Annotated in this window: 22 protein-coding genes; 7 read left to right on the top strand and 15 right to left on the bottom strand. The window is 67.9% G+C overall.

What is annotated here, in order from left to right; genetic code table 11:
• Positions 1–16: 16 nt before the first annotated feature.
• Positions 17–646, bottom strand: coding sequence for a lipoprotein insertase outer membrane protein LolB (gene lolB / locus WT60_RS17555; protein ID WP_060356805.1), 630 nt, complete (start codon positions 644–646; stop codon positions 17–19).
• On the bottom strand, positions 643–2,463 hold the full coding sequence (locus WT60_RS17550; RefSeq protein WP_060356806.1) for a tetratricopeptide repeat protein: 1,821 nt from the start codon (positions 2,461–2,463) through the stop codon (positions 643–645). Before WT60_RS17550 ends, lolB begins: the two co-directional genes overlap by 4 nt.
• Before the next feature lie 88 nt (positions 2,464–2,551).
• Here WT60_RS17550 and mutM point away from each other — a divergent pair, with 88 nt between their 5' ends.
• Together mutM and mutY are read left to right on the top strand one after the other, a co-directional pair.
• On the top strand, positions 2,552–3,382 hold the full coding sequence (gene mutM, locus WT60_RS17545; RefSeq protein WP_059575816.1) for a bifunctional DNA-formamidopyrimidine glycosylase/DNA-(apurinic or apyrimidinic site) lyase: 831 nt from the start codon (positions 2,552–2,554) through the stop codon (positions 3,380–3,382).
• 8 nt (positions 3,383–3,390) lie between these two features.
• Positions 3,391–4,497 carry an A/G-specific adenine glycosylase gene (gene mutY / locus WT60_RS17540; protein WP_060356807.1) on the top strand — a complete coding sequence of 369 codons (1,107 nt, stop codon included), beginning with the start codon at positions 3,391–3,393 and terminating at the stop codon, positions 4,495–4,497.
• A 322-nt stretch (positions 4,498–4,819) separates the two neighbouring features.
• Here the strand turns inward: mutY and WT60_RS17535 are convergent, their stop codons facing one another.
• The 11 genes from WT60_RS17535 to kdsD all read right to left on the bottom strand — a co-directional run bounded on the left by WT60_RS17535 (position 4,820) and on the right by kdsD (position 14,069).
• Entirely contained in the window at positions 4,820–5,452 is a 633-nt protein-coding gene (locus WT60_RS17535) for an LON peptidase substrate-binding domain-containing protein (RefSeq protein WP_038744451.1), read from the bottom strand.
• Positions 5,453–5,478: 26 nt separating this feature from the next.
• A complete protein-coding gene (gene rapZ, locus WT60_RS17530) occupies positions 5,479–6,372 on the bottom strand; it encodes an RNase adapter RapZ (protein ID WP_006024491.1) in 894 nt (297 codons plus the stop codon).
• A 75-nt stretch (positions 6,373–6,447) separates the two neighbouring features.
• Positions 6,448–7,416 (bottom strand): HPr(Ser) kinase/phosphatase, encoded by a 969-nt coding sequence (hprK, locus tag WT60_RS17525; protein ID WP_004195225.1) that lies wholly within the window; start codon positions 7,414–7,416, stop codon positions 6,448–6,450.
• A gap of 128 nt (positions 7,417–7,544) precedes the next feature.
• Complete coding sequence (ptsN, locus tag WT60_RS17520; RefSeq protein ID WP_059575819.1) at positions 7,545–8,054, bottom strand: PTS IIA-like nitrogen regulatory protein PtsN; 510 nt, start codon at positions 8,052–8,054, stop codon at positions 7,545–7,547.
• Positions 8,055–8,287: 233 nt separating this feature from the next.
• Positions 8,288–8,644, bottom strand: a complete 357-nt coding sequence (gene raiA, locus WT60_RS17515) for a ribosome-associated translation inhibitor RaiA (RefSeq protein WP_038744450.1) — start codon at positions 8,642–8,644, stop codon at positions 8,288–8,290.
• A gap of 150 nt (positions 8,645–8,794) precedes the next feature.
• A complete protein-coding gene (locus WT60_RS17505; RefSeq protein WP_038744449.1) occupies positions 8,795–10,303 on the bottom strand; it encodes an RNA polymerase factor sigma-54 in 1,509 nt (502 codons plus the stop codon).
• Positions 10,304–10,470: 167 nt separating this feature from the next.
• Complete coding sequence (lptB, locus tag WT60_RS17500) at positions 10,471–11,247, bottom strand: LPS export ABC transporter ATP-binding protein (protein WP_038744448.1); 777 nt, start codon at positions 11,245–11,247, stop codon at positions 10,471–10,473.
• The gene (gene lptA, locus WT60_RS17495) at positions 11,244–11,909 is read right to left on the bottom strand and encodes a lipopolysaccharide transport periplasmic protein LptA (RefSeq protein WP_059575821.1); all 666 of its coding nucleotides are present in this window, start codon (positions 11,907–11,909) and stop codon (positions 11,244–11,246) included. Before lptA ends, lptB begins: the two co-directional genes overlap by 4 nt.
• Positions 11,910–11,927: 18 nt before the next feature.
• A complete protein-coding gene (gene lptC / locus WT60_RS17490; protein ID WP_038744446.1) occupies positions 11,928–12,542 on the bottom strand; it encodes an LPS export ABC transporter periplasmic protein LptC in 615 nt (204 codons plus the stop codon).
• Positions 12,543–12,546: 4 nt separating this feature from the next.
• Positions 12,547–13,086, bottom strand: a complete 540-nt coding sequence (locus WT60_RS17485; protein WP_060356808.1) for an HAD family hydrolase — start codon at positions 13,084–13,086, stop codon at positions 12,547–12,549.
• On the bottom strand, positions 13,086–14,069 hold the full coding sequence (gene kdsD, locus WT60_RS17480) for an arabinose 5-phosphate isomerase KdsD (RefSeq protein ID WP_038744444.1): 984 nt from the start codon (positions 14,067–14,069) through the stop codon (positions 13,086–13,088). Before kdsD ends, WT60_RS17485 begins: the two co-directional genes overlap by 1 nt.
• Positions 14,070–14,195: 126 nt before the next feature.
• On the opposite strand from kdsD, the gene WT60_RS17475 reads away from it, so the two are divergent.
• From WT60_RS17475 to purU, 5 genes are all read left to right on the top strand, one after another.
• Entirely contained in the window at positions 14,196–16,205 is a 2,010-nt protein-coding gene (locus WT60_RS17475) for a monovalent cation:proton antiporter family protein (RefSeq protein ID WP_038744443.1), read from the top strand.
• A gap of 96 nt (positions 16,206–16,301) precedes the next feature.
• Positions 16,302–16,868 (top strand): adenine phosphoribosyltransferase, encoded by a 567-nt coding sequence (locus tag WT60_RS17470; RefSeq protein ID WP_038744442.1) that lies wholly within the window; start codon positions 16,302–16,304, stop codon positions 16,866–16,868.
• Between the two features lie 79 nt (positions 16,869–16,947).
• A complete protein-coding gene (locus tag WT60_RS17465) occupies positions 16,948–17,562 on the top strand; it encodes a LysE family translocator (protein WP_038744441.1) in 615 nt (204 codons plus the stop codon).
• A gap of 11 nt (positions 17,563–17,573) precedes the next feature.
• Complete coding sequence (locus WT60_RS17460; RefSeq protein WP_038744440.1) at positions 17,574–18,425, top strand: DUF4743 domain-containing protein; 852 nt, start codon at positions 17,574–17,576, stop codon at positions 18,423–18,425.
• A 55-nt stretch (positions 18,426–18,480) separates the two neighbouring features.
• The gene (purU, locus tag WT60_RS17455) at positions 18,481–19,362 is read left to right on the top strand and encodes a formyltetrahydrofolate deformylase (protein ID WP_038744439.1); all 882 of its coding nucleotides are present in this window, start codon (positions 18,481–18,483) and stop codon (positions 19,360–19,362) included.
• A 285-nt stretch (positions 19,363–19,647) separates the two neighbouring features.
• Here the strand turns inward: purU and WT60_RS17450 are convergent, their stop codons facing one another.
• Together WT60_RS17450 and uvrA are read right to left on the bottom strand one after the other, a co-directional pair.
• A complete protein-coding gene (locus WT60_RS17450; RefSeq protein WP_038744438.1) occupies positions 19,648–20,733 on the bottom strand; it encodes an AI-2E family transporter in 1,086 nt (361 codons plus the stop codon).
• 218 nt (positions 20,734–20,951) lie between these two features.
• Complete coding sequence (uvrA, locus tag WT60_RS17445) at positions 20,952–23,819, bottom strand: excinuclease ABC subunit UvrA (protein WP_059575829.1); 2,868 nt, start codon at positions 23,817–23,819, stop codon at positions 20,952–20,954.
• Positions 23,820–23,845 lie beyond the last annotated feature (26 nt).

The following is a 23,845-nucleotide window of genomic DNA, read 5'->3' as shown; positions in this document are numbered from 1 at the left end:
GGGCAAAAGCGCGCGTTCAGTGGTCGAGCACGAGCTTGATGTCGAGCGGCGGCGTTTGCCGCACCAGGTTGATGCGCTTCACGCCGGCGGCGGGCGCATCGGCGTACGCGACGTAATCGATGGTCCAGCCGTCCTGGCGGATCTCCTTGATCCGCGTGCCGTCCTGCGGGTCGCGCACCGTCGTCGCGGGCGTCGCCGGCGCGGGCGTGGGCAGCAGCCAGTAGCGCAGGCCGTCGAGCGGCAGCGCGAAGCCGAGCGCGCGCTGCATCAGCTCGCCGACGTCGGGCGCGTATTGCGGCTGGCGATTCGGCAGTTCGAGCGACGCGCCGCTCGGCGCCGACTTCACGACGGCCAGCGTCTGGCCGAGCGGGCTGCGCAGTTCGAGCGACACGCTCGCGTCTTGCTCCTGCCAATCGAAATTGCCGTAGACGTTGCGCGGATTGCCGAGCTGATCCTGGTACTGGACCGCGAAGCGGCCCGTGTAAGCGCGGTTCTGCTCGGTTTGCAGCGCGTTCGGCGCGATGGAGGCGCTCGCTCGCTCGGGCTGCGTCGCGCAGCCGGCGAGCGCGATGGCGGCCGCCGCGGCGAGGACAAAGCCGCGCGCGGCGTGCGCACGCGACCGGGCAAAACGCGGCGTCGTCATCAAAGTCCGTTCACCTGAAAGCGCTTGAGCGTCTGCACGAGCGTATCGTTGTCGGGCTCGAGCTTCTGCGCGGCGCGCCACGCGGCGCGCGCTTCGTCCTGCGCGCCGCTTTTCCACAGCACTTCTCCGAGATGCGCGCCGATTTCCGCGTTCGGCTGCAGGTCGTAAGCGCGCTTCAGGACCTTCGTCGCGCCTGCCGTGTCGCCGAGGCGGTACTTGATCCAGCCGAGGCTGTCCATGATGAACGCGTCGTTCGGCGCGAGCGAGCTGGCCTTCTCGATCAGCTTATCCGCTTCCTGCAGGCGCAGATTGCGATCGGCGAGCGAATAGCCGAGCGCGTTGTATGCCTGCGGATTGTCCGGCTGCGCGCGCATCAGCAGGCGCAACTGCTGCTCCATCATCGTGTACTGGCCGATCTTCTCGCAGGCCATCGCGTAGTCGTAGCGCAGATCGGGATCGTCCGGGTAATCCTCGACCGCCTGCGCGAGCCGGTCCGCAGCTTCCTTGTAGCGCTTCGACGTGAAGAGGATCGACGCGTCGGTGCGCGCGATCACCGCGGCGTCGCGCGGGTCGGACACCTGCAGGTTAGCGAGCAGCTTGCGCGCCTCGTCGACCTTGCCCTGCTTCTGCAGGAGCTGCGCGCGCGTGACCTGCGCGGGCACGTATTGCTGGCTCGATTCGTCGACCTTGTCGAGCCATTGGCCGGCGAGCGCATCGTTGCCCTGGTCGAGCGCGATCTGCGCGAGATAGACGTACGCCTGGCCGACGTCCGCCCCAGGCTTCTTCTGCGCGACCTTCACGTATTGCTTCAGGTACTTGGTCGCGTCGTCGAGGTGCTTCTGCTGGATCTTGATGAGCGCGATCGCCATGAGCGGCGTCGGGTCGCCCGAATCGTTGCGGCGCATCGCGTCGAACTGCTTCTGCGCGTCGTCGAGCCGATCGTCGGCGAGGTAGAGCTGCGCGAGCGCGAGGCGGCCGTCGCGCGATTTCGGATTCTGCTGGACGAACTTCTCGAACGATTCGATCCCGGTCGCGCGCTCGCCCGGACCCATCTGCGACAGCATCAGCGCGGCCGGCAGATAGTCGGGCTTGAGCCGCAGCGCCTCCTTCAGCGATTGCGTCGCGCCGTTCTTGTCGTCGGTCGCGAGCTGCTGGCGCGCGATCGCGATCCGCGCCTCCGGCCGGTTCATATCGTTCTTCAGCAGATCCTGAAGCACCGTCAGGCCGCCGACGCGGTTCGGGCCGCGCGCGAGCAGCGCCTGCAGCGCGATGATCGCTTCGCCGCGGTTCGCGCCCGTCGCGCGCGCGAGCTCCTGCGCGAGCATCGGCTGCGCGTCGGCCGGCTTGCCGCCGAGCACGAGGAGCGCGGCGTCGACCTGCGCGGCGCGGGGCGAATCCGGCGAATACTCGCGCCACAGATTCGCGGCCGTCAGCGCGTCCGCGGGGCTCTGCGCGGCGAGCGCGATCTCGGTCGCGCGCTGGGCCATCCGCGGATCGCGGGTGTCGCGCGCGAGCGCGAGGTAGGTCTGGTACGCGGGGGCCGGGAGATTGCGTTGCAGCGCGACCTCGGCCGCGAGCACCTGGTAGACGATCTGGCTCGTCAGCGAGACGTTCGGCAGATCCTTCTGCTCTTCCGGCAGCATCGACGCGAACGCGGCCCGAGGGGCGTCGTCGCCTGCGTCGTCCTGCGCGTGAGCGGGGAACGCGGCGAGCGCCCACGCCGCGACGAGCGCGGCGCCGATCGCGCGGCGCACCGGGACGGCGCGCGGGCCGCGCGCAGCGGCAAGGCGCTTCTGGGACAGCTTCGAGGGCAAGGTCATGGAAATCCGTTCAATGTTTCAGCCGATTGTAACGCGCTCGCTACAATACGCGCACCAATGCCATTAGCCAGATAGAGACCCGTAAAACATGCCAGAGTTGCCGGAAGTCGAGGTTACGCGCCGAGGCATCGAGCCGTTCGTCGCCGGGCGACGCGTGAAGCGCGTCGACGTGCGCACCGCGATGCTGCGCTGGCCCGTGCCCGCGGGCTTCGCCGAGATGCTGAAGTCGCGCGAGGTGCTGAGCGTCGAGCGGCGCGGCAAGTACCTGCTGTTCGAAGTCGACGCCGGATGGTTCATCGTCCATCTCGGCATGACAGGCACGCTGCGCGTGCTGCCGAACGACGCGCCGCCGCCCGCGCCCGCGAAGCACGATCACGTCGACTGGATCTTCGACGAGTTCGTGCTGCGCTTTCGCGATCCGCGACGCTTCGGCGCGGTGCTCTGGCATCCGCGCGACGCGGGCGACGTGCATGCGCATCCGCTTCTCGCGAGCCTCGGCGTCGAGCCGTTCTCGGCCGCGTTTACCGGCGAGCTCCTTTACAAGCGCACGCGCGGGCGCAAGGTGGCCGTCAAGCAGGCGCTGCTCGCGGGCGACATCGTCGTCGGCGTCGGCAACATCTATGCGTCCGAGAGCCTCTTTCGCGCCGGCATCCGGCCGACCGCGGCGGCCGGGCGCGTGTCGCTGCCGCGCTACGAGCGCCTCGCCGAGGCCGTGCGCGCGACGCTCGCCGACGCGATCGAGCGCGGCGGCAGCACGCTGCGCGACTTCGTCGGCAGCAACGGCGAAAGCGGCTACTTCCAGCTCGACTGCTTCGTCTACGATCGCGCGGGCGAGCCGTGCCGGGTGTGCGGCTCGCCGATCCGCCAGATCGTCCAGGGTCAGCGGTCCACTTATTTTTGTCCGAATTGCCAGCGTTGAAATAAATCTTGAAACCGCCCCGCATTCCCCCCGCGCCGCCCGCCGTCACGCCGCTTCACGCCGCCTTCGCGCCGACGCTGATCGCATGGCAGCGCAAGCACGGCCGTCACGACCTGCCGTGGCAGAACACGCGCGAACCGTACCGGATCTGGCTGTCGGAGATCATGTTGCAGCAGACGCAGGTGTCGACCGTCGTGCCGTACTACGTGCGCTTTCTCCAGCGCTATCCGGACGTCGCCGCGCTCGCGGCCGCGCCGATCGACGACGTGATGGCGCTCTGGGCCGGGCTCGGCTACTACTCGCGCGCGCGCAATCTGCATCGCTGCGCGCAGGCGGTCGTCGAGCTGCACGGCGGCGCGTTCCCGGCGTCGCCCGAAGCGCTCGCCGAGCTGCCGGGCATCGGCCGGTCGACGGCCGCGGCGATCGCGTCGTTCGCGTTCGGCGCGCGCGCGACGATCCTCGACGGCAACGTGAAGCGGGTGCTCGCGCGCGTATTCGGCGTCGAGGGCTTTCCGGGCGACAAGCGCGTCGAGAACGAGATGTGGGCGCTCGCCGAGTCGCTGCTGCCCGATGCGGCCGAACAGGCCGACGTCACCGCGTACACGCAGGGCTTGATGGATCTCGGCGCGACGCTTTGCGTGCGCGGCAAGCCCGATTGCGCGCGCTGCCCGTTCGCGGGGGACTGCGCCGCCGAGCGAAGCGGGCGGCAACGCGAACTGCCCGCCGCGCGCCCGAAGAAGGCGGTGCCGACGCGCCGTACGTGGATGCTCGTGTTGCGCGACGGCGATGCGGTGCTGTTGCAGCGGCGTCCGCCCGCGGGCATCTGGGGCGGCTTGTGGAGTCTGCCCGAAGCGGACGGCGACGCCGCGCTCGCGCGGCGTGCGCGCGAATTAGGCGGCGCGGCGCTCGCGGCGCTCGCGCCGTTCACGCATACGTTCACGCACTTCAAGCTCGAGATCGAGCCGAGGCTCGCCGAGCTCGCCGGCGCGATGGGCGGCGCGCTGCAGGCGGCCGACGACGAGACGGCATGGGTTGCGCTCGACAAGCTCGACGCGTACGGCGTGCCGGCCCCGGTGCGCAAGCTGCTCGACGGGTTGAGCGGGTCGTTGCTTTAGGCGGGGAGCGGTCGCGCGGACGCCGAGGGGGCGGGCGATTCGATGCGGCGAACACGTGCGGCGAAAACATGTGACGTCGACGGCGAAGCGCAAGGGCGGCGGCCGCGTCCGGCTCGCTTTCATAGCGGAGCGACGGCGCTTGCCGGGATTGCCGTGATTACCGCGAGCGTCGTGCGCGAACGCGTGAGTTGCGCGGACGAATCGAGCATTCGATCGGGCCGCGCACGCGGCTCGTGCCTGGAACGCCGATAACGGCAACGACGCCGAACGCATCAGGTCGGCTTGCCGCGATGCCCGCGGGGCAACCGCGCGCATTGCGCGTCTACAGCCAGCCGTGACGATTCAGTTCGCGATGAACCGCGTCGATTCGCGCGCCGACGTCGGGAAACTCCATCAGCTTCTGCCGCGCGCGCAGATCGAGCGGCAGCACTTCCGCGAGCCGGTTCGACACCCACGTCGGATCGCCGAAGCGAAACGGCTCGACGAACGGCAATTCGGCGTCGGATTTGCGCAGCACGTCGACGATCCGCTCGAGCGCTTCCGCGCATGCGCCGAATTGCGCGAGCGCTTCGTCGCCTTCGAGCGGGATGTCGTCCTGCATCGGCTCGGCGATGCCCACGAGGAGGCCGTTCGCCTCGACCCGATGCGACAGCAGCTCGAAGCGCTGCGTGCCGATCGTGCGCAGGAACAGCATGCCGAATTCGCCGGTGTCGCATTCGACGATGCGCGCCATGCAGCCGATCGTCTCGGGCACCGATACTTCGCCTTCCTGAGCGACTTCGGGGCCGCTCTTCAGCAGGCACACGCCGAATGGCGCCTCGTCGCGCATGCACGCGCGCGCCATGTCCAGATAACGCGCCTCGAAGACTTTCAGGGGCAACTGTCCGCCCGGAAACAACACCGTATGCAGTGGAAACAGCGGCAAATCGATGAGGGTGGTCGACAGAGAGGACATGGCGGGCACGCGAAAAGTGAGCGGCGCTAGGTGACGAGCCGCGACGACGCGTCCACGGCGACGGGCGCGTCACGATGCCGCACGATCACGTTGGCCTGCCTCGAAAGACGCGCGGCGAGCGTCTCCGCGAGGAACACCGACCGATGCTGGCCGCCCGTGCAGCCGATCGCGACCGTCAGGTAGCTGCGATTATCCTCGCGGAAATGCGGCAGCCACTTGACGAGAAACGACTCGATGTCGTCCAGCATTTGATGGACGACAGGCAATGCGTCGAGAAACGCGACGACAGGCTGGTCGACCCCGGTGAGCGGGCGCAGCTCGTGGTCATAGTACGGGTTCGGCAGCGCGCGCACGTCGAACATGAAATCGGCGTCGAGCGGCACGCCGCGCTTGAAGCCGAACGATTCGAACATCAGCACGAGATCGTCGTTCTTCTGCTCGATGAAGCGCTTGACCCACGTGCGCAGCACGTTCGCGCGCAGATTGCTCGTGTCGATCTGGTGGCCGAATTCGGCGAGCGGCGCAACGAGATCGCGTTCGCGCTCGATCGCCTCTTCGAGCGATACGAGGAGGCCCACGTCCGCGTCGTGCGACGGCGAGCCCGACAGCGGATGGCGGCGGCGCGTCTCGGAGAAGCGCTGGATCAGCGCCTGCGTGCTCGCGTTCAGGAACAGCACGCGCACGTCGTGCTCGCGCGACAACGCGCGGATGAGGCCGGGCATTTCGTCGAGCGACGCGCTCGAGCGCGCGTCGATCGCGACGGCGAGCCGGTTCTGGCCTTCGTTGGCGAGGTAGCGGGCGAGCTCGGGCAGCACGTGCGGCGGCAGATTGTCGACGCAATAGTAGCCCGCGTCCTCCAGCGCGTTCAGCGCGACGGACTTGCCGGAGCCGGAGATGCCGGTGATGAGGACAATGCGCATGGAAAGAGAAAATCCTGACGTTTCATCATAGCACCGGCTCGTTGCGCCAGCGTGGCGAGCGGGAGCCGGCGCGGGTTACACGAGCTTGCCGGGAAACTGGCTGTCCGGGTCCTGCATCGCGAGGCGCTGGCGGTCCATGAAGTCGCGCAGCGTGTCGATGCCGCGCAGCTGCAAGATCGTGTTGCGCACCGCCGCCTCGACGAGCACTGCGAGGTTGCGGCCCGCCGCCACCTGGATCGTCACCTTGCTGATCGGCAGCCCCAGCACGTCGACCGTCTGGCTTTCGAGCGGCAGCCGCTGGAACTCGCCGTCCGGCCGGCGCACGAGTTGCACGATCAGCTTGAGCTTCATCTTCCGGCGCACGGCCGTTTCGCCGAAGATCGTCTTGATGTCGAGGAGGCCGAGGCCGCGCACTTCGAGCAGGTTTTGCAGCAGCGGCGGGCAGCGCCCTTCGACGAAATCGGGGCCAAGTCGGACGAAGTCGACCGCGTCGTCGGCGACGAGCCCGTGGCCGCGGCTGATCAGCTCGAGGCCGAGCTCGCTCTTGCCGAGGCCCGAATCGCCCGTCAGCAGCACGCCCATTCCGAGGATGTCGAGGAACACGCCGTGCAGCGTCGCGCGCGGCGCGAGGATGCGCGACATGTAGAGGCGCAGGCTGTCGATTACCGCGGCGGCCGACATCGGCGTCGTGAAGAGCGGCGTCGACGAGCGCGTGCAGCGCAGGACGAGCTCGGGCGGCGCGGCGGCGCCGCCGGCGACGACGAGGAACGGCGGCTCGAGGGCGATCAGCTCGGCCATGTGGCGCGAGCGGTCTTCGTCGGTCTGGCGCTGGTAGTAGTCGATTTCGGCTTCGCCGAGCACCTGAATCCGGTTCGGGTGGATCAGGTTCAGGTGGCCGACGAGGTCGGCGCTCGACGTCGCGTTCGCGACCGTATCGGCGGAAAACCCGCGTTCCCAGCCTTCATGCCCCGTCAGCCAGCTGAGCTTCAGCATGGCTGCGTTGTCGTCGAAGATGCTCTGGGCGTTGATGCTGGACGTATCCATGAGTCCGTCACTCCAAGGAGCCGGCGCCCGGACGCTGCAACGACGGTTGCGGCGCCGGCCCGGCGGCGGGCGGCTCGACTCGGCGGCGCGGGCCGCGACGCAATGGGGAACGAACCGCCCCGATCAGCTTAAGGTTGCCACTGAGTCAGGAGTTGATGCAACTCGTCGCGATCCGGTTCGGTGTGCAGACGCTCGCGAGTGTCGCGGTCGGACAGCAGTTGGGCAATTTCGGAGAGGATTTCGAGATGCGCCTGCGTCGCCTGCTCGGGCACGAGCAGGAAGATCAAGAGCGACACGGGCTGGCCGTCCGGCGCCTCGAACGGGATCGGCTCGGCAAGCCGCACGAACGCGGCGAGCGGGTGCTTGAGCCCCTTGATCCGGCCATGCGGAATGGCGACGCCTTCGCCGAGGCCCGTCGAGCCGAGCCGCTCGCGCGCGAACAGATTGTCGGTGACGGTGCTGCGGGCGATGCCGTTCTGATTCTCGAAGATCAGCCCGGCTTGTTCGAAGACGCGTTTCTTGCTGGTGACGGAGAGGCCGACGACGACGTTCTCCAAAGGCAGGATTTTGGCTAGGCGATTCATGTTGGCAGGCATAGGGGCGGCCTGGGGTCTCCTCGCGGCGGACTGATTTTCCATGTCGGTCAAAAAGGACGGCGTTTGGCGACGGAGACCTGTGAAGCGCGGCGAACCGGTTCATCGCCCCCGATAATAACCGACACATTATAGAGCACTGCAGACGGCGCCGCGCACCGTGCAAAGCGCCGGGAATCGCCCGGGCGCCGCACATGCGCGCGTCGCGCCACAGCGGTTTGCACAATAAAAAACCGCCCGTCGAGGCGGGCGGTTCGGCCGGCGCTGTCGCGCCGCGCTCATTGCGGCGGAAGTTCGATCTGTTCGACGGCCTGATGCTTGATCGGCTCGTGCGCGTGCGTCTGCAGGCGCTCCATGTGCTTGACGACCTGGCGGTCGAGCTTGTCGATCAGCAGATCGATCGCCGCGTACATGTCGCCGTTCGCGCTTTCGACGAAGATGTCCTTTCCCTTCAGATGCAGCGTGATTTCCGCCTTTTGCCGCTTGTCCTTCTCCTTGTGGTTGTCGACCGTGAGGATCACAGCGCCATCAATGACCTGATCGCTATGCCGTAGCACCCTATCGAGCTTGGTGATCACGTATTCGCGGATAGCAGGCGTGACTTCGAGATGGTGTCCACTGATCTTCAGGTTCATAGTGCTTCTCCAAGCTAATGACCACCTTCCGCATAGAGGCGGCATGCCTGCCGGTTCCGCTTGCCGCCGCTCGGCGCGCGAGCGAATCGGTCGGCAGGCTTTGCCGTCGACTATGCGGCGGCCGGAAAACACCCGCCGCGTGGCGACGGGCTACAAAGACTTGCGCAGATTCACCGCCGGGATCTTGAGGGCTTCGCGATATTTGGCAACCGTGCGGCGCGCGACCACGAACCCTTGTTCCGCTAGCAGCTCGGCTATACGACTATCCGAAAGAGGGGATTTGGGGTCTTCGGCTCCTATCAGTTGTTTGATGAGGGCGCGGATGGCCGTCGACGACGCGGCACCTCCGGTGTCTGTCGAAACGTGCGATCCGAAGAAGTACTTAAATTCAAGTGTGCCGAACGGGGTCAGCATGTACTTGCCGGTTGTCACACGGGAGACAGTCGATTCGTGTAGGCCCAGCGTATCAGCTATTTCCCGCAAAACCAAGGGGCGCATCGCAATTTCGCCGTGCGCGAAGAAATTCTTCTGACGTTCGACAATCGCCTGCGCGACGCGCAGGATCGTCTCGAATCGCTGCTGAATGTTCTTGATCAGCCAGCGCGCTTCCTGCAGTTGCTGCTTGAGCGAGCCCGTGCTCGGATCGCCGCGGCTGTTGCGCAGGATGTTCGCGTACAGGTGGTTGATCCGCAGCCGCGGCACGACTTCCGGATTGAGTTCCGCCTGCCAGTTCTGGCCCGTCTTCTTCACGATGATGTCGGGCACCACGTAGTCCGCTTCGGCCTTGCCGTACGCCGCGCCGGGGAACGGCTCGAGCGAGCGGATCAGCGCGTGCGCGTCGCGCAGTTCGTCGTCGGTCGCTTTCAGTTGCTTGCGCAAGCGCGTGAAATCGCGCGCGGCGAGCAGCTCGAGATGCTGCGACACGATATCGAGCGCGAGCGCGCGCGTAGGGGACGGATCGAGGCGCAGCAGCTGCAGCTTCAGGCACTCGGATGCGGAGCGCGCGCCGACGCCGGCCGGATCGAAGCTGTGCAGGAGCGCGAGCGCCGCGCTCAGTTCGTCGACGTCGACTTCGAGCTCCGCCGGCAGATCGGAAAGCACTTCATCGAGCGGCGCCGCCAGATAGCCGTCGTCGTCGAGCGATTCGATCAGGAACGTGACGAGCGCGCGATCGCGCGGGCTCGCCTGCGTGACGCGCAGTTGCGCCATCAGATGGTCGCGCAGCGAGGTCGACGTTTCGTGGATCTGCATCGGCGGCAGATCGTCGTCGTCGGAGGCGGCGGGCGAGCGGCCGAAGTCGTCGAGGTTCCATTGGTTCGCGTCGCCGCTGTCGGCCGAATAGCTGTCGTATTCGTCGACGCCGGCGGGCTCGTCGCGCTCGGTGCGCTCATTCGTCGCACTCGTGCCGTTCGACGCGCCCTGCATCGGCTCGGGTGCGGGCGACGCGGGCGTCTGCGCGATCACCGAGCCGTCGGCCGCGACGCGCAGCGGGCTCGCGATCCAGTCGTCGTCGTTTTCGAGCAGCGGGTTCTGCGCGATCGCCGTCGCGACTTCCTGTTGCAGTTCGAGCGTCGATAGCTGCAGCAGCCGGATCGACTGTTGAAGCTGGGGCGTGAGCGCGAGATGCTGCGACAGGCGGAGTTGGAGGCTGGCTTTCATGGCAAAAAGGGAGTCATGCCGGAAGTTTGCCACGAGGGCGGCGCGTTGAGGCATTCGGGATGACGCTTGGCGCGCGAATGCGCACGCCCGGCGCATGCCGAACGTGCGGAGGGACGGCGCGGATCGCGCCTGGGAAAGGACGGCCGCGGGATCGTGTCCCGCGCCGCTCACATGCGGAAGTGCTCGCCGAGGTAGACGCGCCGCACGCTTTCGTTTTCGATGATTTCCTTCGGAGCGCCGGACGCGAGCACCGAGCCGTCGCTGATGATGTACGCGTGATCGCAGATGCCGAGCGTCTCGCGCACGTTGTGATCGGTGATCAGCACGCCGATATTGCGCTGCTTCAGGAACTTCACGATCTTCTGGATTTCGAGCACCGCGATCGGATCGACGCCCGCGAACGGCTCGTCGAGCAGAATGAAGCTCGGGTTGCTCGCGAGCGCGCGCGCGATCTCGACGCGGCGGCGCTCGCCGCCCGACAGCGACAGCGCCGGATTGTCGCGCAGGTGCGCGATCTGCAGCTCTTCGAGGAGCGCCTCCGCGCGCGCGCCGATCTCGTCCTTGGACAGCCGCTTGCCGTTGTCGCCGTGCTGCAGTTCGAGCACCGCGCGGATGTTCTGCTCGACGGTCAGCTTGCGGAACACCGACGCTTCCTGCGGCAGGTACGACAGGCCGAGCGACGCGCGCTTGTGGATCGGCATCAGGCTGATCGGGCTGCCGTTCAGCGAGATGTCGCCCGCGTCGAGCGGCACGAGGCCGACGATCATGTAGAACGACGTCGTCTTGCCGGCGCCGTTCGGGCCGAGCAGGCCGACGACTTCGCCGCTCTTCACGTCGAGCGATACGTCCTTGACGACGGTGCGCGAGCCGTAGCGCTTCTTCAGGTTGCGCACGACGAGCGAGCTCGACGTGCCGGCCGGCTGGCGATTGGGGAGCGCGTTCACGGGTTCGGTGCTCCCTGCAGGCTGTTCGACGGCGAGAGCTGCGCGGGGCCGCCGGACAGCGGCGCCGGGCCGCTGTTCTTCGGCGTCAGCATCGCGCGCACGCGCCCGCCCGGGTTGCCCGGCGCGACGACGTCCTTGCCGCCGCGCGCGGTGTAGAAGTCGCGCTGGCCGTCGTAGGTGATCACGCTGCCGTGAACCGTGTCGGCGACGGTGGACAGGCCTTGCAGGCGGCGCACGGTCGCGTTCGTCGTCAGCGTGGTCAGATCCTGCTTGCCGTCGTAGTCGATTCGCTCGGCGTCGCCGTCGATGTATTCGTCGAGGCCTTCGCGCTTCTGGCGAAACGATGCGTGCTTCTTGCCGGAGGCCGTCGCGGTCGCGTACTGGTAGCCCTGCGCGTCCTGGCGCACCTCGACGCGGTCGCCCTTGATCAGGATCGTGCCCTTCGTGATGACGACGTTGCCCGTCGCGACCGTGACCTGCTTCAGGTCGTCATAGGTCAGGTTGTCCGCTTCGACGTTGATCGGCTTGTCGCGGTCGGCCTTTTCGGCATGGGCTGCGGGCGCGACGCCCGCGAGCGGCGCCGCGACGAGCGCCGCCGCGAGCACCGCGCGGACGACGCGGCGTGCGCCGCTCTGGAATAAACAAGGGAACGATTCGTTCATGCAGTCCCGCGTGGTGAGTTACTTGGGTTGGCCTGGAGCGCCGCCGGACGCGTCGGAAGAGGCGATCGTGCCGCGCACGTTGCCGTAGAGTTCGATGACTCGGGTGACGTTGTTGTACTTCATCCCGGCGGCGGCGTTCGCGATCGACAGGCCGCGCTGAAGTTTAACCGGCTTTTCGGTCTCGATCACATCGTCGTTGACCAACACCCGGAAATGCTCGGAATCCGCCTGCATCGGCGGGTCGCCCGCGCCCGCCGCGCGTACGATCCGCGCTTCGTCATACAAATCGACGATCGACACGTCGCCGTTGACGACGCCGCGCTTGGCGGTCGCGGTCACGGTCGGCTTGCCGGGCTGGAACGCGCGCAGCGCGGGCTGAGTCAGGTCGCTCGTCTCGTCGTCTTCGTAGTGGACGAGGCCCGCCGCCGCCAGCCGGTACTGGGTCGAGCCCGTCTGGTCGAGCTCGGTGACGGAGAAATTGTCCGCGAAATAGTCGGGCGTGTGCGATTTCGGCCGCACGACCGCCTCGCCGGGCGGCGGCAGCGTCGCCTGCAGCAGCCAGTACGTGCCGCCCGCGAGCGCCGCCATCGCGACGAGCGGGATCATCGAAGTCAGCCGGAATTTGCCGTCCATCCGCTCAGACTCCGCAGGCGGCCGCGAGCAGCGCGTCGTAGCGGTGCTGCGCGCGCAGGATCGTGTCGCACACTTCGCGCACCGCGCCGTGGCCGCCGCGAGCCTCGGCGACCCAGTGCGCGCGCGCGATCACGTCCGGATGCGCGTTCGCCGGCGCGGCCGCGAAGCCGCAGCGCAGCATCACCGCGAGGTCGGGCCAGTCGTCGCCCATGTAGCCGCACTCGGCGGCCTCGAGGCCGAGCGCGCGCAGCAGCTCGCCGAACACGGCGAGCTTGTCCTCGACGCCCTGATGCAGGTGCGCGATCCGCATTTCCTTCGCGCGCGCGGCGACCGCTTCCGAGCGGCGGCCGGTGATGATCGCGGTCGCGACGCCGGCTTCGCCGAGGAGCTTCACGCCGTGGCCGTCGAGCGTGTTGAACGACTTCATCGTGTCGCCCGTCGCGGTGAAATGGAGGCCGCCGTCGGTCAGCACGCCGTCGACGTCGAAAATCATCAGCTTCACGCGGCTCGCGCGCTCGGCCGCCGTGACAGGGGGCGCAGACATCAAATCACCTTCTTCGAGAACAGATCGTGCATGTTGAGCGCGCCGATCAGCGCGCCCCGCTCGTCGACGACGAGCATCTGGTTGATCCGGTGGCGCTCCATCAGTTCCACCGCCTCGACGGCGAGGTGATCCGGCGCTATCGTGCGCGGATTGCGCGTCATCACGTCGGCGATCGGCAGGCGGCGGAAGTCGCCGTCGCGCTCGAGCACGCGGCGCAGATCGCCGTCGGTGAAGATGCCGGCCACGCGGCCCGCGTCGTCGACGACGGCCGTCATTCCCATCCGCTTCGCGGTGATCTGGAAGAGGGCGTCGGCGAGCGTCGCGCCGAGCGGCACGGCGGGCACCTCGTCGCCCGTGCGCATCACGTCGCGCACGTACGTGAGGAGGCGCCGGCCGAGCGCGCCGCCCGGATGCGAGCGCGCGAAATCGTCGGAGCCGAAGCCGCGCGCGTCGAGCACCGCGACGGCGAGCGCGTCGCCGAGCGCGAGCGCGGCCGTCGTGCTGGCCGTCGGCGCGAGGTTCAGCGGGCACGCCTCCTTCGCGACGCCCGCGTTCAGGTGGACGTCGGACAGCGTCGCGAGGCTCGACGCCGGGCGGCCCGTCATCGCGATCAGCTTCGCGCCGAGGCGCTTGATGAGCGGTAGGATTGCGACGAGCTCCTCCGATTCGCCGGAGTTCGAGATCGCGATGAACACGTCGTCCTTGGTGACCATGCCGAGATCGCCGTGGCTGGCTTCGGCCGGGTGAACGAAAAACGCGGGAGTGCCGGTGCTGGCGAGCGTCGCGGCGATCTTGCGGGCGATGTGCCCCGATTTGCCGATCCCGGACACGACGACGCGGCCGCGGCAATTCAGAAGCAGCCCGACCGCGGCGACGAATTCGCCGTCGAGCTGGTCGGCGAGCGCGCGCACGGCGTTCGCCTCGATGTCGAGCACGTCGCGGGCGAGCGCGAGCGCCCGATCATCATTGATTTTCGCTATCATGCGCGGAGTATAGCAAAGGCGTTTGTTCGCCGCGCCGGGCCCCTTGCGCCCATCTTCCCGAGTAGTCTCCCGGCCCAACCCGGCGTCCGTCATGCGGCGCCGACGACGAACGAGGACGCTTCGCCCGTGATTTCCCCGCTCGAAATGACGCTTCTGCTGCTGCTTGCCTCGGTGGCGGGCGTCGTCGTGTTCCGATCGCTGAACCTGCCGCCGATGCTCGGCTATCTGACGGTCGGCATCCTGGTCGGCCCGCATGCGCTGGGCTTCGCGGCCGATCTCGAGCGCGCCGAGCACCTCGCCGAATTCGGCGTCGTGTTCCTGATGTTCTCGATCGGCCTCGAGTTCTCGTTGTCGAAGCTGCGCGCGATGCGCCGGCTCGTGTTCGGGCTCGGGCTCGCACAGGTGCTCGGCACGATCGCGGTCGCGCTGCTGCTCGGCGCGCTCTTCGAGCGCTGGATGCATATCACGTGGGAAGGCAGCGTCGCGCTCGGCGGCGCGCTCGCGATGTCGTCGACGGCGATCGTCTCGAAGATGCTCGCCGAGCGGCTCGAGATCGAGACCGAGCACGGCCGCAACATCTTCGGCGTGCTGCTGTTTCAGGATCTCGCCGTCGTGCCGCTGCTCATCGTGATCGCCGCGTTCGGCGGCGAGTCGTCGAAGGATCTCGCGATGTCGCTCGGGCTCGCGGCGGTGAAGATCGTCGTCGCGCTCGCGCTGCTGCTGATCGTCGGCCAGCGCTTCATGACGCGCTGGATGAACGTCGTCGCGCGGCGGCGCTCGCAGGAGCTGTTCGTGCTGAACCTGCTGCTCATCACGCTCGGCGCCGCGTTCATCACCGACCGCTTCGGGCTGTCGCTCGCGCTCGGCGCGTTCATCGCCGGGATGCTGATCTCCGAGACGCCCTACCGGCATCAGGTGGAGGAGGACATCAAGCCGTTTCGCGACGTGCTGCTCGGCCTCTTCTTCGTGACGACCGGGATGCTGCTCGACCCGAGCGTGATCTGGCGGCATCCGTTCCTCGTGCTCGCGTTCTTCGCCGGCCAGGTGCTGCTCAAGAGCGTGATGATCACGGGGCTCGCGCGCGCGTTCGGCGCGACGCCCGGCGTCGCGATGCGCACGGGGCTCGGGCTCGCGCAGGCGGGCGAATTCGGCTTCGTGCTGTTGAACCTGATCCTCGATCGGCATCTGGTCGACGCGACGCTCCTGCAGTCGATCCTCGCGTCGATGCTGTTGTCGATGCTTGCCGCGCCGTTCCTGATCCAGAACGCGGACCGGATCGTGATGCGGCTGTCCGCGGCCGAATGGATGCAGCAGTCGCTGCAGATGACGCGGATCGCCACGCAGAGCATCAAGCAGAAGGGCCACGTGATCATTTGCGGCTACGGCCGCGCCGGGCAGAACCTCGCGCGGATGCTCGAGCAGGAAGGGATCGCGTACGTCGCGCTCGACCTCGATCCGGACCGCGTGACGGCCGCCGCCGCGGCGGGCGAATCGGTCGTGTTCGGCGACGCGGCGCGCCGCGAGTCGCTGCTCGCGGCGGGCATCCACCGCGCGGCGGCCGTGGCCGTCACGTACGCGAACACGCCGTCCGCGCTGCGCGTGCTGCACAACGTGCACGAGCTCGAGCCGACGCTGCCCGCGATCGTGCGCACCGTCGACGACGCCGATCTCGAGAAGCTGCTCGCCGCCGGCGCGACCGAGGTGATCCCGGAGATCGTCGAAGGCAGCCTGATGCTCGCGTCGCACACGCTCGTGCTGATGGGCGTGCCGATGCGGCGCGTCGTGCGGCGCGTCGAGGAGATGCGCGACGAGCGCTACAGCCTGCTGCGCGGCTACTTCCACGGCGCGGACGACGCGGACGACGACGACCACGAGCAGGTGCGGCTACAATCGGTGCCCGTCGACGCGCGTTCGGACGCGGTCGGCCGCTCGCTGGCCGAGCTGGGGCTGTTCGCGCTCGGCCTCGAGGTGACCGCGATCCGCCGGCACGGGATTCGCGGCGTCGAGCCCGACCCCGAGACGAAGCTGCGCGCGAGCGACATCGTCGTGCTTCGCGGGCTGCCGGAAGCGCTCGCGGAGGCCGAGGAGCGGCTGTCGCGGCACCGGCGCGACGGCGGATCGGCCGCCGCGGCATGAGGCCGCGCGGCCGCTGATTTTTTGGCGTGGTTTTGGGGTAGTCGAGCGATCGGCGGGCGGCGCGAGATTCCGGCGCCGTTTTTTTCGGAGATTTTCATGATGTCCACGTCGTCGGACGCGCAGCTCGATTCCGTCGAGTTCATTCGCAGCCGCATCCGCACGGTGCCGAACTGGCCGCAGCCGGGCGTGATGTTCCGCGACATCACGCCGCTTCTGCAGAGCGCGAAGGCGCTGCGCGTGCTCGTCGACCTGTTCGTCGAGCGCTACGTCGACGCGAAGCTCGACTACATCGCCGGCCTCGACGCGCGCGGCTTCATCATCGCGCCGATCGTCGCGTACGAGCTGTCGGTGGGCTTCGTGCCGATCCGCAAGGCGGGCAAGCTGCCGTACAAGACGCAGCGCGAGTCGTACGCGCTGGAGTACGGCACCGCGGCCGTGGAGATTCACGAGGACGCGTGCCGGCCGGGCGAGCGCGTCGTCATCGTCGACGACCTGATCGCGACGGGCGGCACGATGCTGGCGGGCAAGAACCTGCTCGAGCGGCTCGGCGCGGTCGTCGTCGAAGGCGCGGCGATCGTCGATCTGCCGGATCTCGGCGGCTCGGCGCTGCTGCGCCAGGCCGGCCTGCCGCTTTATACCGTGACCGAATTTTCCGGACACTGAGCGCGGCGCGCCGTCAGCCCATCCGGTTCAAGTTGCAGTCAACGCCAGTTCATCGTCCACCGATACAAGCGAGCTCACGATGCCGAACTTCATGCTGTTCCTCGCCACGTCGATCGCGATTACCGTCGCGCCCGGCCCCGACAACCTGCAAGTGCTCGCACGCGGCATCTCGCAAGGCCGCGCGGCCGGCGTCGTCGCGGCGCTCGGCTTCGCGTCGGGCGTGCTGTTCCATACGACGCTCGCCGCGTTCGGCGTGGCCGCGCTGCTGCGCTCGTCGCCCGTCGCATTCCATCTGCTCAAGCTCGCGGGCGGCGCGTATCTGATCTGGATCGGCATCAAGGCGCTGCGCAGCAAAGGCCTCGCGACCGCGCACGAGCGCGCGCCGCAGCCGCTGTCGACGATCTTCCGCCAGAGCGTGATCGGCAACCTGCTGAACCCGAAGGTGACGCTCTTCTTCGTCGTGTTCCTGCCGCAGTTCGTCGATCCGCACGGCGCGCAGCCCGTTGCGCTGCAGATGCTCGAGCTCGGCGCGCTCTTCATGGCGCAGACGGCCATCGTGTTCTCGGTGTTCGGCGCCGGCGCGGGCGTGATCGGCACGTGGCTCAAGCGCCGCCCGCGCGTGGGCGTGTGGCTCGACAGGCTCGCGGGCGCGGCGTTCATCGCGCTCGGCCTGCGTGTCGCGCTGAAGGACTGACGGAGCGCGCGATGACGTTTCCGTGCATCGCCGCCGCGCGCCGCTTCGATCCGGCCGCGCACGTGCCGTTCCGGATCGCCGGCCGCCGGGTCGGCTGGCTGCGCCGCGACGACGTCGCGCGCCTTGCGCGCTGGCCCGACGTGTTCGAGTTTCCGGCGGGATGCGTCGAGCTCGCCGCGCGCTACGACAGCGTCGACGCGCGCAGCATGGCGCTCGCGAGCCCGATCGGCGCGCTGGCGGCGGAAGGCGCGATTCCCGGCTGGCGCGACGAGATCTACGCGATCCGCAACCGTTTCGACGATCCGCCGCTTGCGTACATCGAGCGGGCGGCGTCGCGCTTCTTCGGTACGATGACGTACGCGGTGCATCTGAACGGCGTCGTAGAATACGCGCCTTCGGCGCCGCTCGCGATGTGGCTCGGCCGCCGCAGCGCGACGAAGGCGACCGATCCGGGCATGCTCGACAACGTCGTCGCGGGCGGCATCGGCTGGGGGCTCGGGATCGAGGACACGATCGCGAAGGAATGCTGGGAAGAAGCGGGCATTCCGGCCGAGCTCGCCGCGCGCGCGATTCCCGGCCGCGTCGCGCACGTGCTGTGCTCGCTGCCGGAAGGCACGCAGGCCGAGCAGATCTTCGTCTACGATCTGCCGCTGCCCGCCGATTTCGCGCCCCACAATCAGGACGGCGAAGTCGCCGAGCATCTGCTCGCCGGCGTCGACGAAATCGTCGCGTGGCTGCGCGCGGGAGAAGCCACCGTCGACGCGAGCCTCGCGATGCTCGACAGCCTGCTGCGCCACCGCGCGATCTCGCACGACGACGCGCGCGGGCTCGACGCGCTGTTCGCGCCGCCGCCGCTCGGCTGAGCGCGGCACGAATCCATTGTTCGCAAGATTAGAGTAAGAGAAGGGAGTCCCGGTCATGTCGGCCGATCACAGCTTTATCCTGAAACTGTCGTGCCCGGACCGGCGCGGCATCGTTCACGCGGTCTCGGGCTTCCTGCTCGAGCGCGGCAGCAACATCCTCGATTCGGCGCAGTTCGGCGACAGCCGCACCGGCGAATTCTTCATGCGCGTGCATTTCGAGCAGACGGGCGGCGCGCCCGCCGCGGCCGCGCTCGACGGCCTGCGCGCCGAGTTCGCGCCGCTCGCCGAGCAGTTCGCGATGCGCTGGGAGCTGCACGACGCGTCGGTGAAGCCGCGCGTCGTGATCCTCGTGTCGAAGATCGGCCATTGTCTGAACGACCTGCTGTTCCGCTATCGCACGGGCCAGTTGCCGATCGAGATCTCGGCGATCGTGTCGAACCACAAGGATTTCTATCAGCTCGCCGCGAGCTACGACATCCCGTTCCATCACTTCCCGCTCGCCGCGGGCGCGTCGGCCGACGCGAAGGCCGCGCAGGAGGCGCGCGTGTTCGAGGTGATCGACGAGCATTCGGCCGATCTCGTCGTGCTCGCGCGCTACATGCAGATCCTGTCGTCGAACATGTGCGAGCGGCTCGCCGGCCGCGCGATCAACATCCATCATTCGTTCCTGCCGAGCTTCAAGGGCGCGAAGCCTTATTACCAGGCGTTCGACCGCGGCGTGAAGCTGATCGGCGCGACCGCGCACTACGTGACGACCGATCTCGACGAGGGCCCGATCATCGAGCAGGAAGTCGAGCGCGTCGATCACAGCATGACGCCGGACGAGCTGACGGCCGTCGGCCGCGACGTCGAATGCGTGACGCTCGCGCGCGCGGTCAAGTGGCACGTCGAGCATCGGATCGTGCTGAACGGCACGAAGACGGTGGTGTTCCGCTAAGCGGGCCGCGTGCGTCTTCCGGCCGGTCGGCGTGCGTCGGCTCGGCTGCGGGAGGCGCGCGCCGCCTCGCCGCGGCCGAACCGCGACCGAAATAAAGAAGGCCGCGTCCGGTGACGGACGCGGCCTTTGCCTTCTTTGGGTTCGCCGCGGCGCGTTCGCGATGACGCGTTCGCGCGACGCGGCGTCTGCGCGGGCGCGTTCGCGACGATGCGTTCGCTACAGCGTTCGCGCCCGCAACGGAATTCGCCGACGCATCCCGCCGGACGGCCGCGCGGCGCGCGCCGCTCAGATGAGCCGCAAGTAGATCAGCTCGCGCTTGATGTACGCATAGAAGATCGGCGCGGCGATCACGCCGGGCACGCCGAACGCGGCTTCCATCACGAGCATCGCGAGCAGCAGCTCCCATGCGCGCGATTCGATCTGCCCGCCGATGATCCTCGCGTTCAGGAAGTATTCGAGCTTGTGGATCACGACGAGGAACACGAGCGACGCGATCGCCGTGCCCATGCTGACCGACAGCGACACCGCGACGATCAGCGTGTTCGAGATCAGATTGCCGACGACGGGCAGCAGGCCCGCGATGAAGGTGACGAGCACGAGCGTCTTCGACAGCGGTAGCCGCTGATGGAAGACCGGCAGCGCGGCGAGCAGGTAGATCGCCGTGAAGAACGCGTTGAGCGCCGAGATCTTGATCTGCGCGAACACGATCCGGCGGAACGCGTCGGCGAAGCGCGAGATCCGCGTGACGAGCGCGGTCGACAGCGGCTGGCGCGGTTTGTGGCGATCGACGCCGATCGCGATCATCGCGCCGATGATCATCCCGAACAGCACATGCCCGAACCCGCGCGCGACGCTCTTGCCGCCTTGCTGCAACTGATCCATGTGCTTGTTCATCAGGCCCGCCGCCTTCGCGCGCATCTGCTCGGCGTCCACGGGCAGCAGGTTCGCGATCCACTCGGGGGTGCGGGTGCGCGCCTGGTCGATGATCTGCATCACCTGGCCGAGCAGATTCTGCGCGTTCGGCACGGTGTGCTCGAAATGCTCGATGACCGCGATCGTGAGGCTCGCGAGCCCGCCGACGATCGCGGCCGACAGCAGCACGACCGCGAGCCAGCGCGCGCGCTGGCTCGACATGTGGCGTTCGATCGCGGGCGCGATCATGTGGACGAGCTGATAGACGAGCAGGCCGGCCAAGAGGCCGCCGAGCAGCTTCAGGTGCAGGACGAGCCACAGGCCGACGAGGGCGAGGAGGTAGCTGCCGATCTCGATCGCCGAAAGCTTCGGCAGGCTGAAATCGCTCGTCAGCCGGACGCTGCGCAGGTGCGGCTCCCGCGTCTGCGGCTCGCGCGGCGGCTCAGATTGCTTCTCCATGACTATCCCTGTATTCGGAGGCTACTCGGCGCGCTTGTGGCCGCAAGCGGGCGTAACCCTGTATCGCCGCGAAGTATAGCAACGATTATCGACCTAAATATTAGGATCTTGTAAGGAAGAATGTAGCGCCGTATCGGCCGCGCGAGGCCGGCACGGCGCCGCGCGCCGCGCGCGAGCCGGGCGGCCGCCGGACGTTGCGCCCGGCGGCCGCGTCCCGCTTACTTGCCGCGCTTGAGGAGCGGCGCGAGGTACTTGCCGGTGAAGCTCGCCTTCGTCTTCGCGATCTGCTCGGGCGTGCCTTGCGCGATGATCTGGCCGCCGCCCGCGCCGCCTTCCGGCCCGAGATCGATCACCCAGTCGGCCGTCTTGATCACGTCGAGGTTGTGCTCGATGATCACGACCGTGTTGCCCTGGTCGCGCAGCCGGTGGATCACTTCGAGCAAGAGCGCGATGTCGTGGAAGTGCAGGCCGGTCGTCGGCTCGTCGAGGATGTACAGCGTGCGGCCCGTGTCGCGCTTGGAGAGCTCCAGCGACAGCTTCACGCGCTGCGCCTCGCCGCCGGACAAAGTCGTGGCCGACTGGCCGAGCCGGATGTACCCCAGGCCGACGTCGAGCAGCGTCTTCAGCTTGCGCGCGACGACGGGCACCGCGCCGAAGAACCCGTACGCGTGCTCGACCGTCATCTCCAGCACTTCGCTGATGTTCTTGCCCTTGTATTGGACTTCGAGCGTCTCGCGGTTGTAGCGCTTGCCGTGGCAGACGTCGCACGGCACGTAGACGTCCGGCAGGAAGTGCATCTCGACCTTCAGCACGCCGTCGCCCTGGCACGACTCGCAGCGCCCGCCCTTCACGTTGAACGAGAAGCGGCCCGGATCGTAGCCGCGTTCCTTCGACGCCGGCACGCCCGCGAACAGCTCGCGGATCGGCGTGAAGACGCCCGTGTAGGTGGCCGGGTTCGAGCGCGGCGTGCGGCCGATCGGCGATTGGTCGACGTTGATCACCTTGTCGAAGTGCTCGAGGCCCTCGATCGACTCGTGCGGCGCCGGCTCCGTGGCCGAGCCGTACAGGTGGCGCGCGACCGCGTTGTACAGCGTGTCGTTGATGAGCGTCGACTTGCCGGAGCCCGATACGCCGGTGATGCAGGTCAAGAGGCCGACGGGCAGATCGAGGTCGACGTGCTTCAGGTTGTTGCCGTGCGCGTCGACGATGCGCAGCATCCGCTCGGGATCGGGCCCGATTCGCTCGTCCGGATACTCGATCGTGCGCTTGCCGACGAGGTACTGGCCCGTCAGCGAATCGCCGTTCGCCTGAACCTGCTTCGGCGTGCCTTCGGCGACGATCGCGCCGCCGTGCTCGCCCGCGCCCGGGCCCATGTCGACGACGTAATCGGCCGTGCGGATCATGTCCTCGTCGTGCTCGACGACGATCACCGAGTTGCCGAGGTCGCGCAGGTGCTTGAGCGTCGCGATCAGGCGGTCGTTGTCGCGCTGGTGCAGGCCGATCGACGGCTCGTCGAGCACGTACATCACGCCGGTGAGGCCCGAGCCGATCTGCGACGCGAGCCGGATGCGCTGCGCCTCGCCGCCCGACAGCGTTTCCGCGCTGCGCTCGAGCGACAGGTAGTCGAGGCCGACGTTGTTCAGGAACGTGAGCCGCGCGACGATTTCCTTGATCACCTTGTCGGCGATCTCGCGCTTCGCGCCGTCGAGCGTGAGGCCGTCGAAGTAGCCGAGCGCGTCGCGCAGCGGCCAGCCGCTCACTTCGTAGATCGCGCGCGCGTAGTCGCCCTGGCCGACGCGCACGAAGCGCGCCTCGCGGCGCAGGCGCGTGCCGTCGCACGACGGGCACGGCTGGTTGTTCTGATACTTCGCGAGCTCCTCGCGCACCGCGGCCGAATCGGTCTCGCGGTAGCGTCGCTCGAGGTTCGGGATGATCCCTTCGAACACGTGCTCGCGGATCGTCGTGCGGCCGCGCTCGTTGATGTACGAGAACGGGATCGTCTGCTTGCCCGAGCCGTACAGCAGGATCTTCTTGATCTTCTCGGGCAAGTCCTCGAACGCGGTGTCGATGTCGAAATCGTAGAACGCCGCGAGGCTCTGCAGCATCTGGAAGTAGAACTGGTTGCGCCGGTCCCAGCCCTTCACCGCGCCCGCCGCGAGCGACAGCGACGGGTGCGCGACGACCCGCTTCGGATCGAAGAACGTGATCTGGCCGAGGCCGTCGCATTCGGGGCACGCGCCCATCGGGTTGTTGAACGAGAACAGGCGCGGCTCGAGCTCCTGCAGCGAGTACGAGCACACCGGGCACGCGAACTTCGAGCTGAACAGGTGTTCGCGGTCGGTGTCCATCTCGAGCGCGATCGCGCGGCCGTCGGCCAGGCGCAGCGCGGTCTCGAACGATTCGGCGAGCCGCTGCTTCATGTCCGGGCGAACCTTCAGGCGATCGACGACGACGTCGATCGTGTGCTTGTCGTTCTTCTTGAGCTTCGGCAGCGAATCGACTTCGTGGATCTTCGCGACGCCTTCGTTCGCCGCGCCGCCGCCCGAGCGGACGCGAAAGCGCACGAAGCCCTGCGCCTGCATTTCCTCGAACAGCTCCGCATGCTCGCCCTTGCGGTTCGCGACGACGGGCGCGAGGATCATCAGCTTGGTTTCCTCGGGCAGCGCGAGCGCCGCGTCGACCATCTGCGACACGCTCTGCGCCTCGAGCGGGATCTCGTGATCCGGGCAGTACGGCGTGCCCACGCGTGCGTACAAAAGCCGCAGATAGTCGTGAATTTCGGTGACGGTGCCGACCGTCGAGCGGGGATTGTGCGACGTCGCCTTCTGCTCGATCGAGATCGCGGGCGACAGGCCCTCGATCAGGTCGACGTCCGGCTTCTCCATCAACTGCAGGAACTGGCGCGCATACGCCGACAGGCTCTCGACGTAGCGCCGCTGGCCTTCGGCGTACAACGTGTCGAACGCGAGCGACGATTTGCCCGAGCCGGAGAGGCCCGTGATCACGATCAGTTTGTGCCGCGGAAGGTCGAGATTGACGTTCTTCAGGTTGTGGGTGCGCGCCCCACGGATACGTATTTGTTCCATGAACCCGGCGGAAGATGAGAGAACCA

It is taken from the genome of Burkholderia sp. MSMB617WGS, from assembly GCF_001532025.2.
Taxonomy (GTDB): domain Bacteria; phylum Pseudomonadota; class Gammaproteobacteria; order Burkholderiales; family Burkholderiaceae; genus Burkholderia; species Burkholderia savannae.
This window is presented reverse-complemented; position numbering and strand designations above follow the sequence as displayed.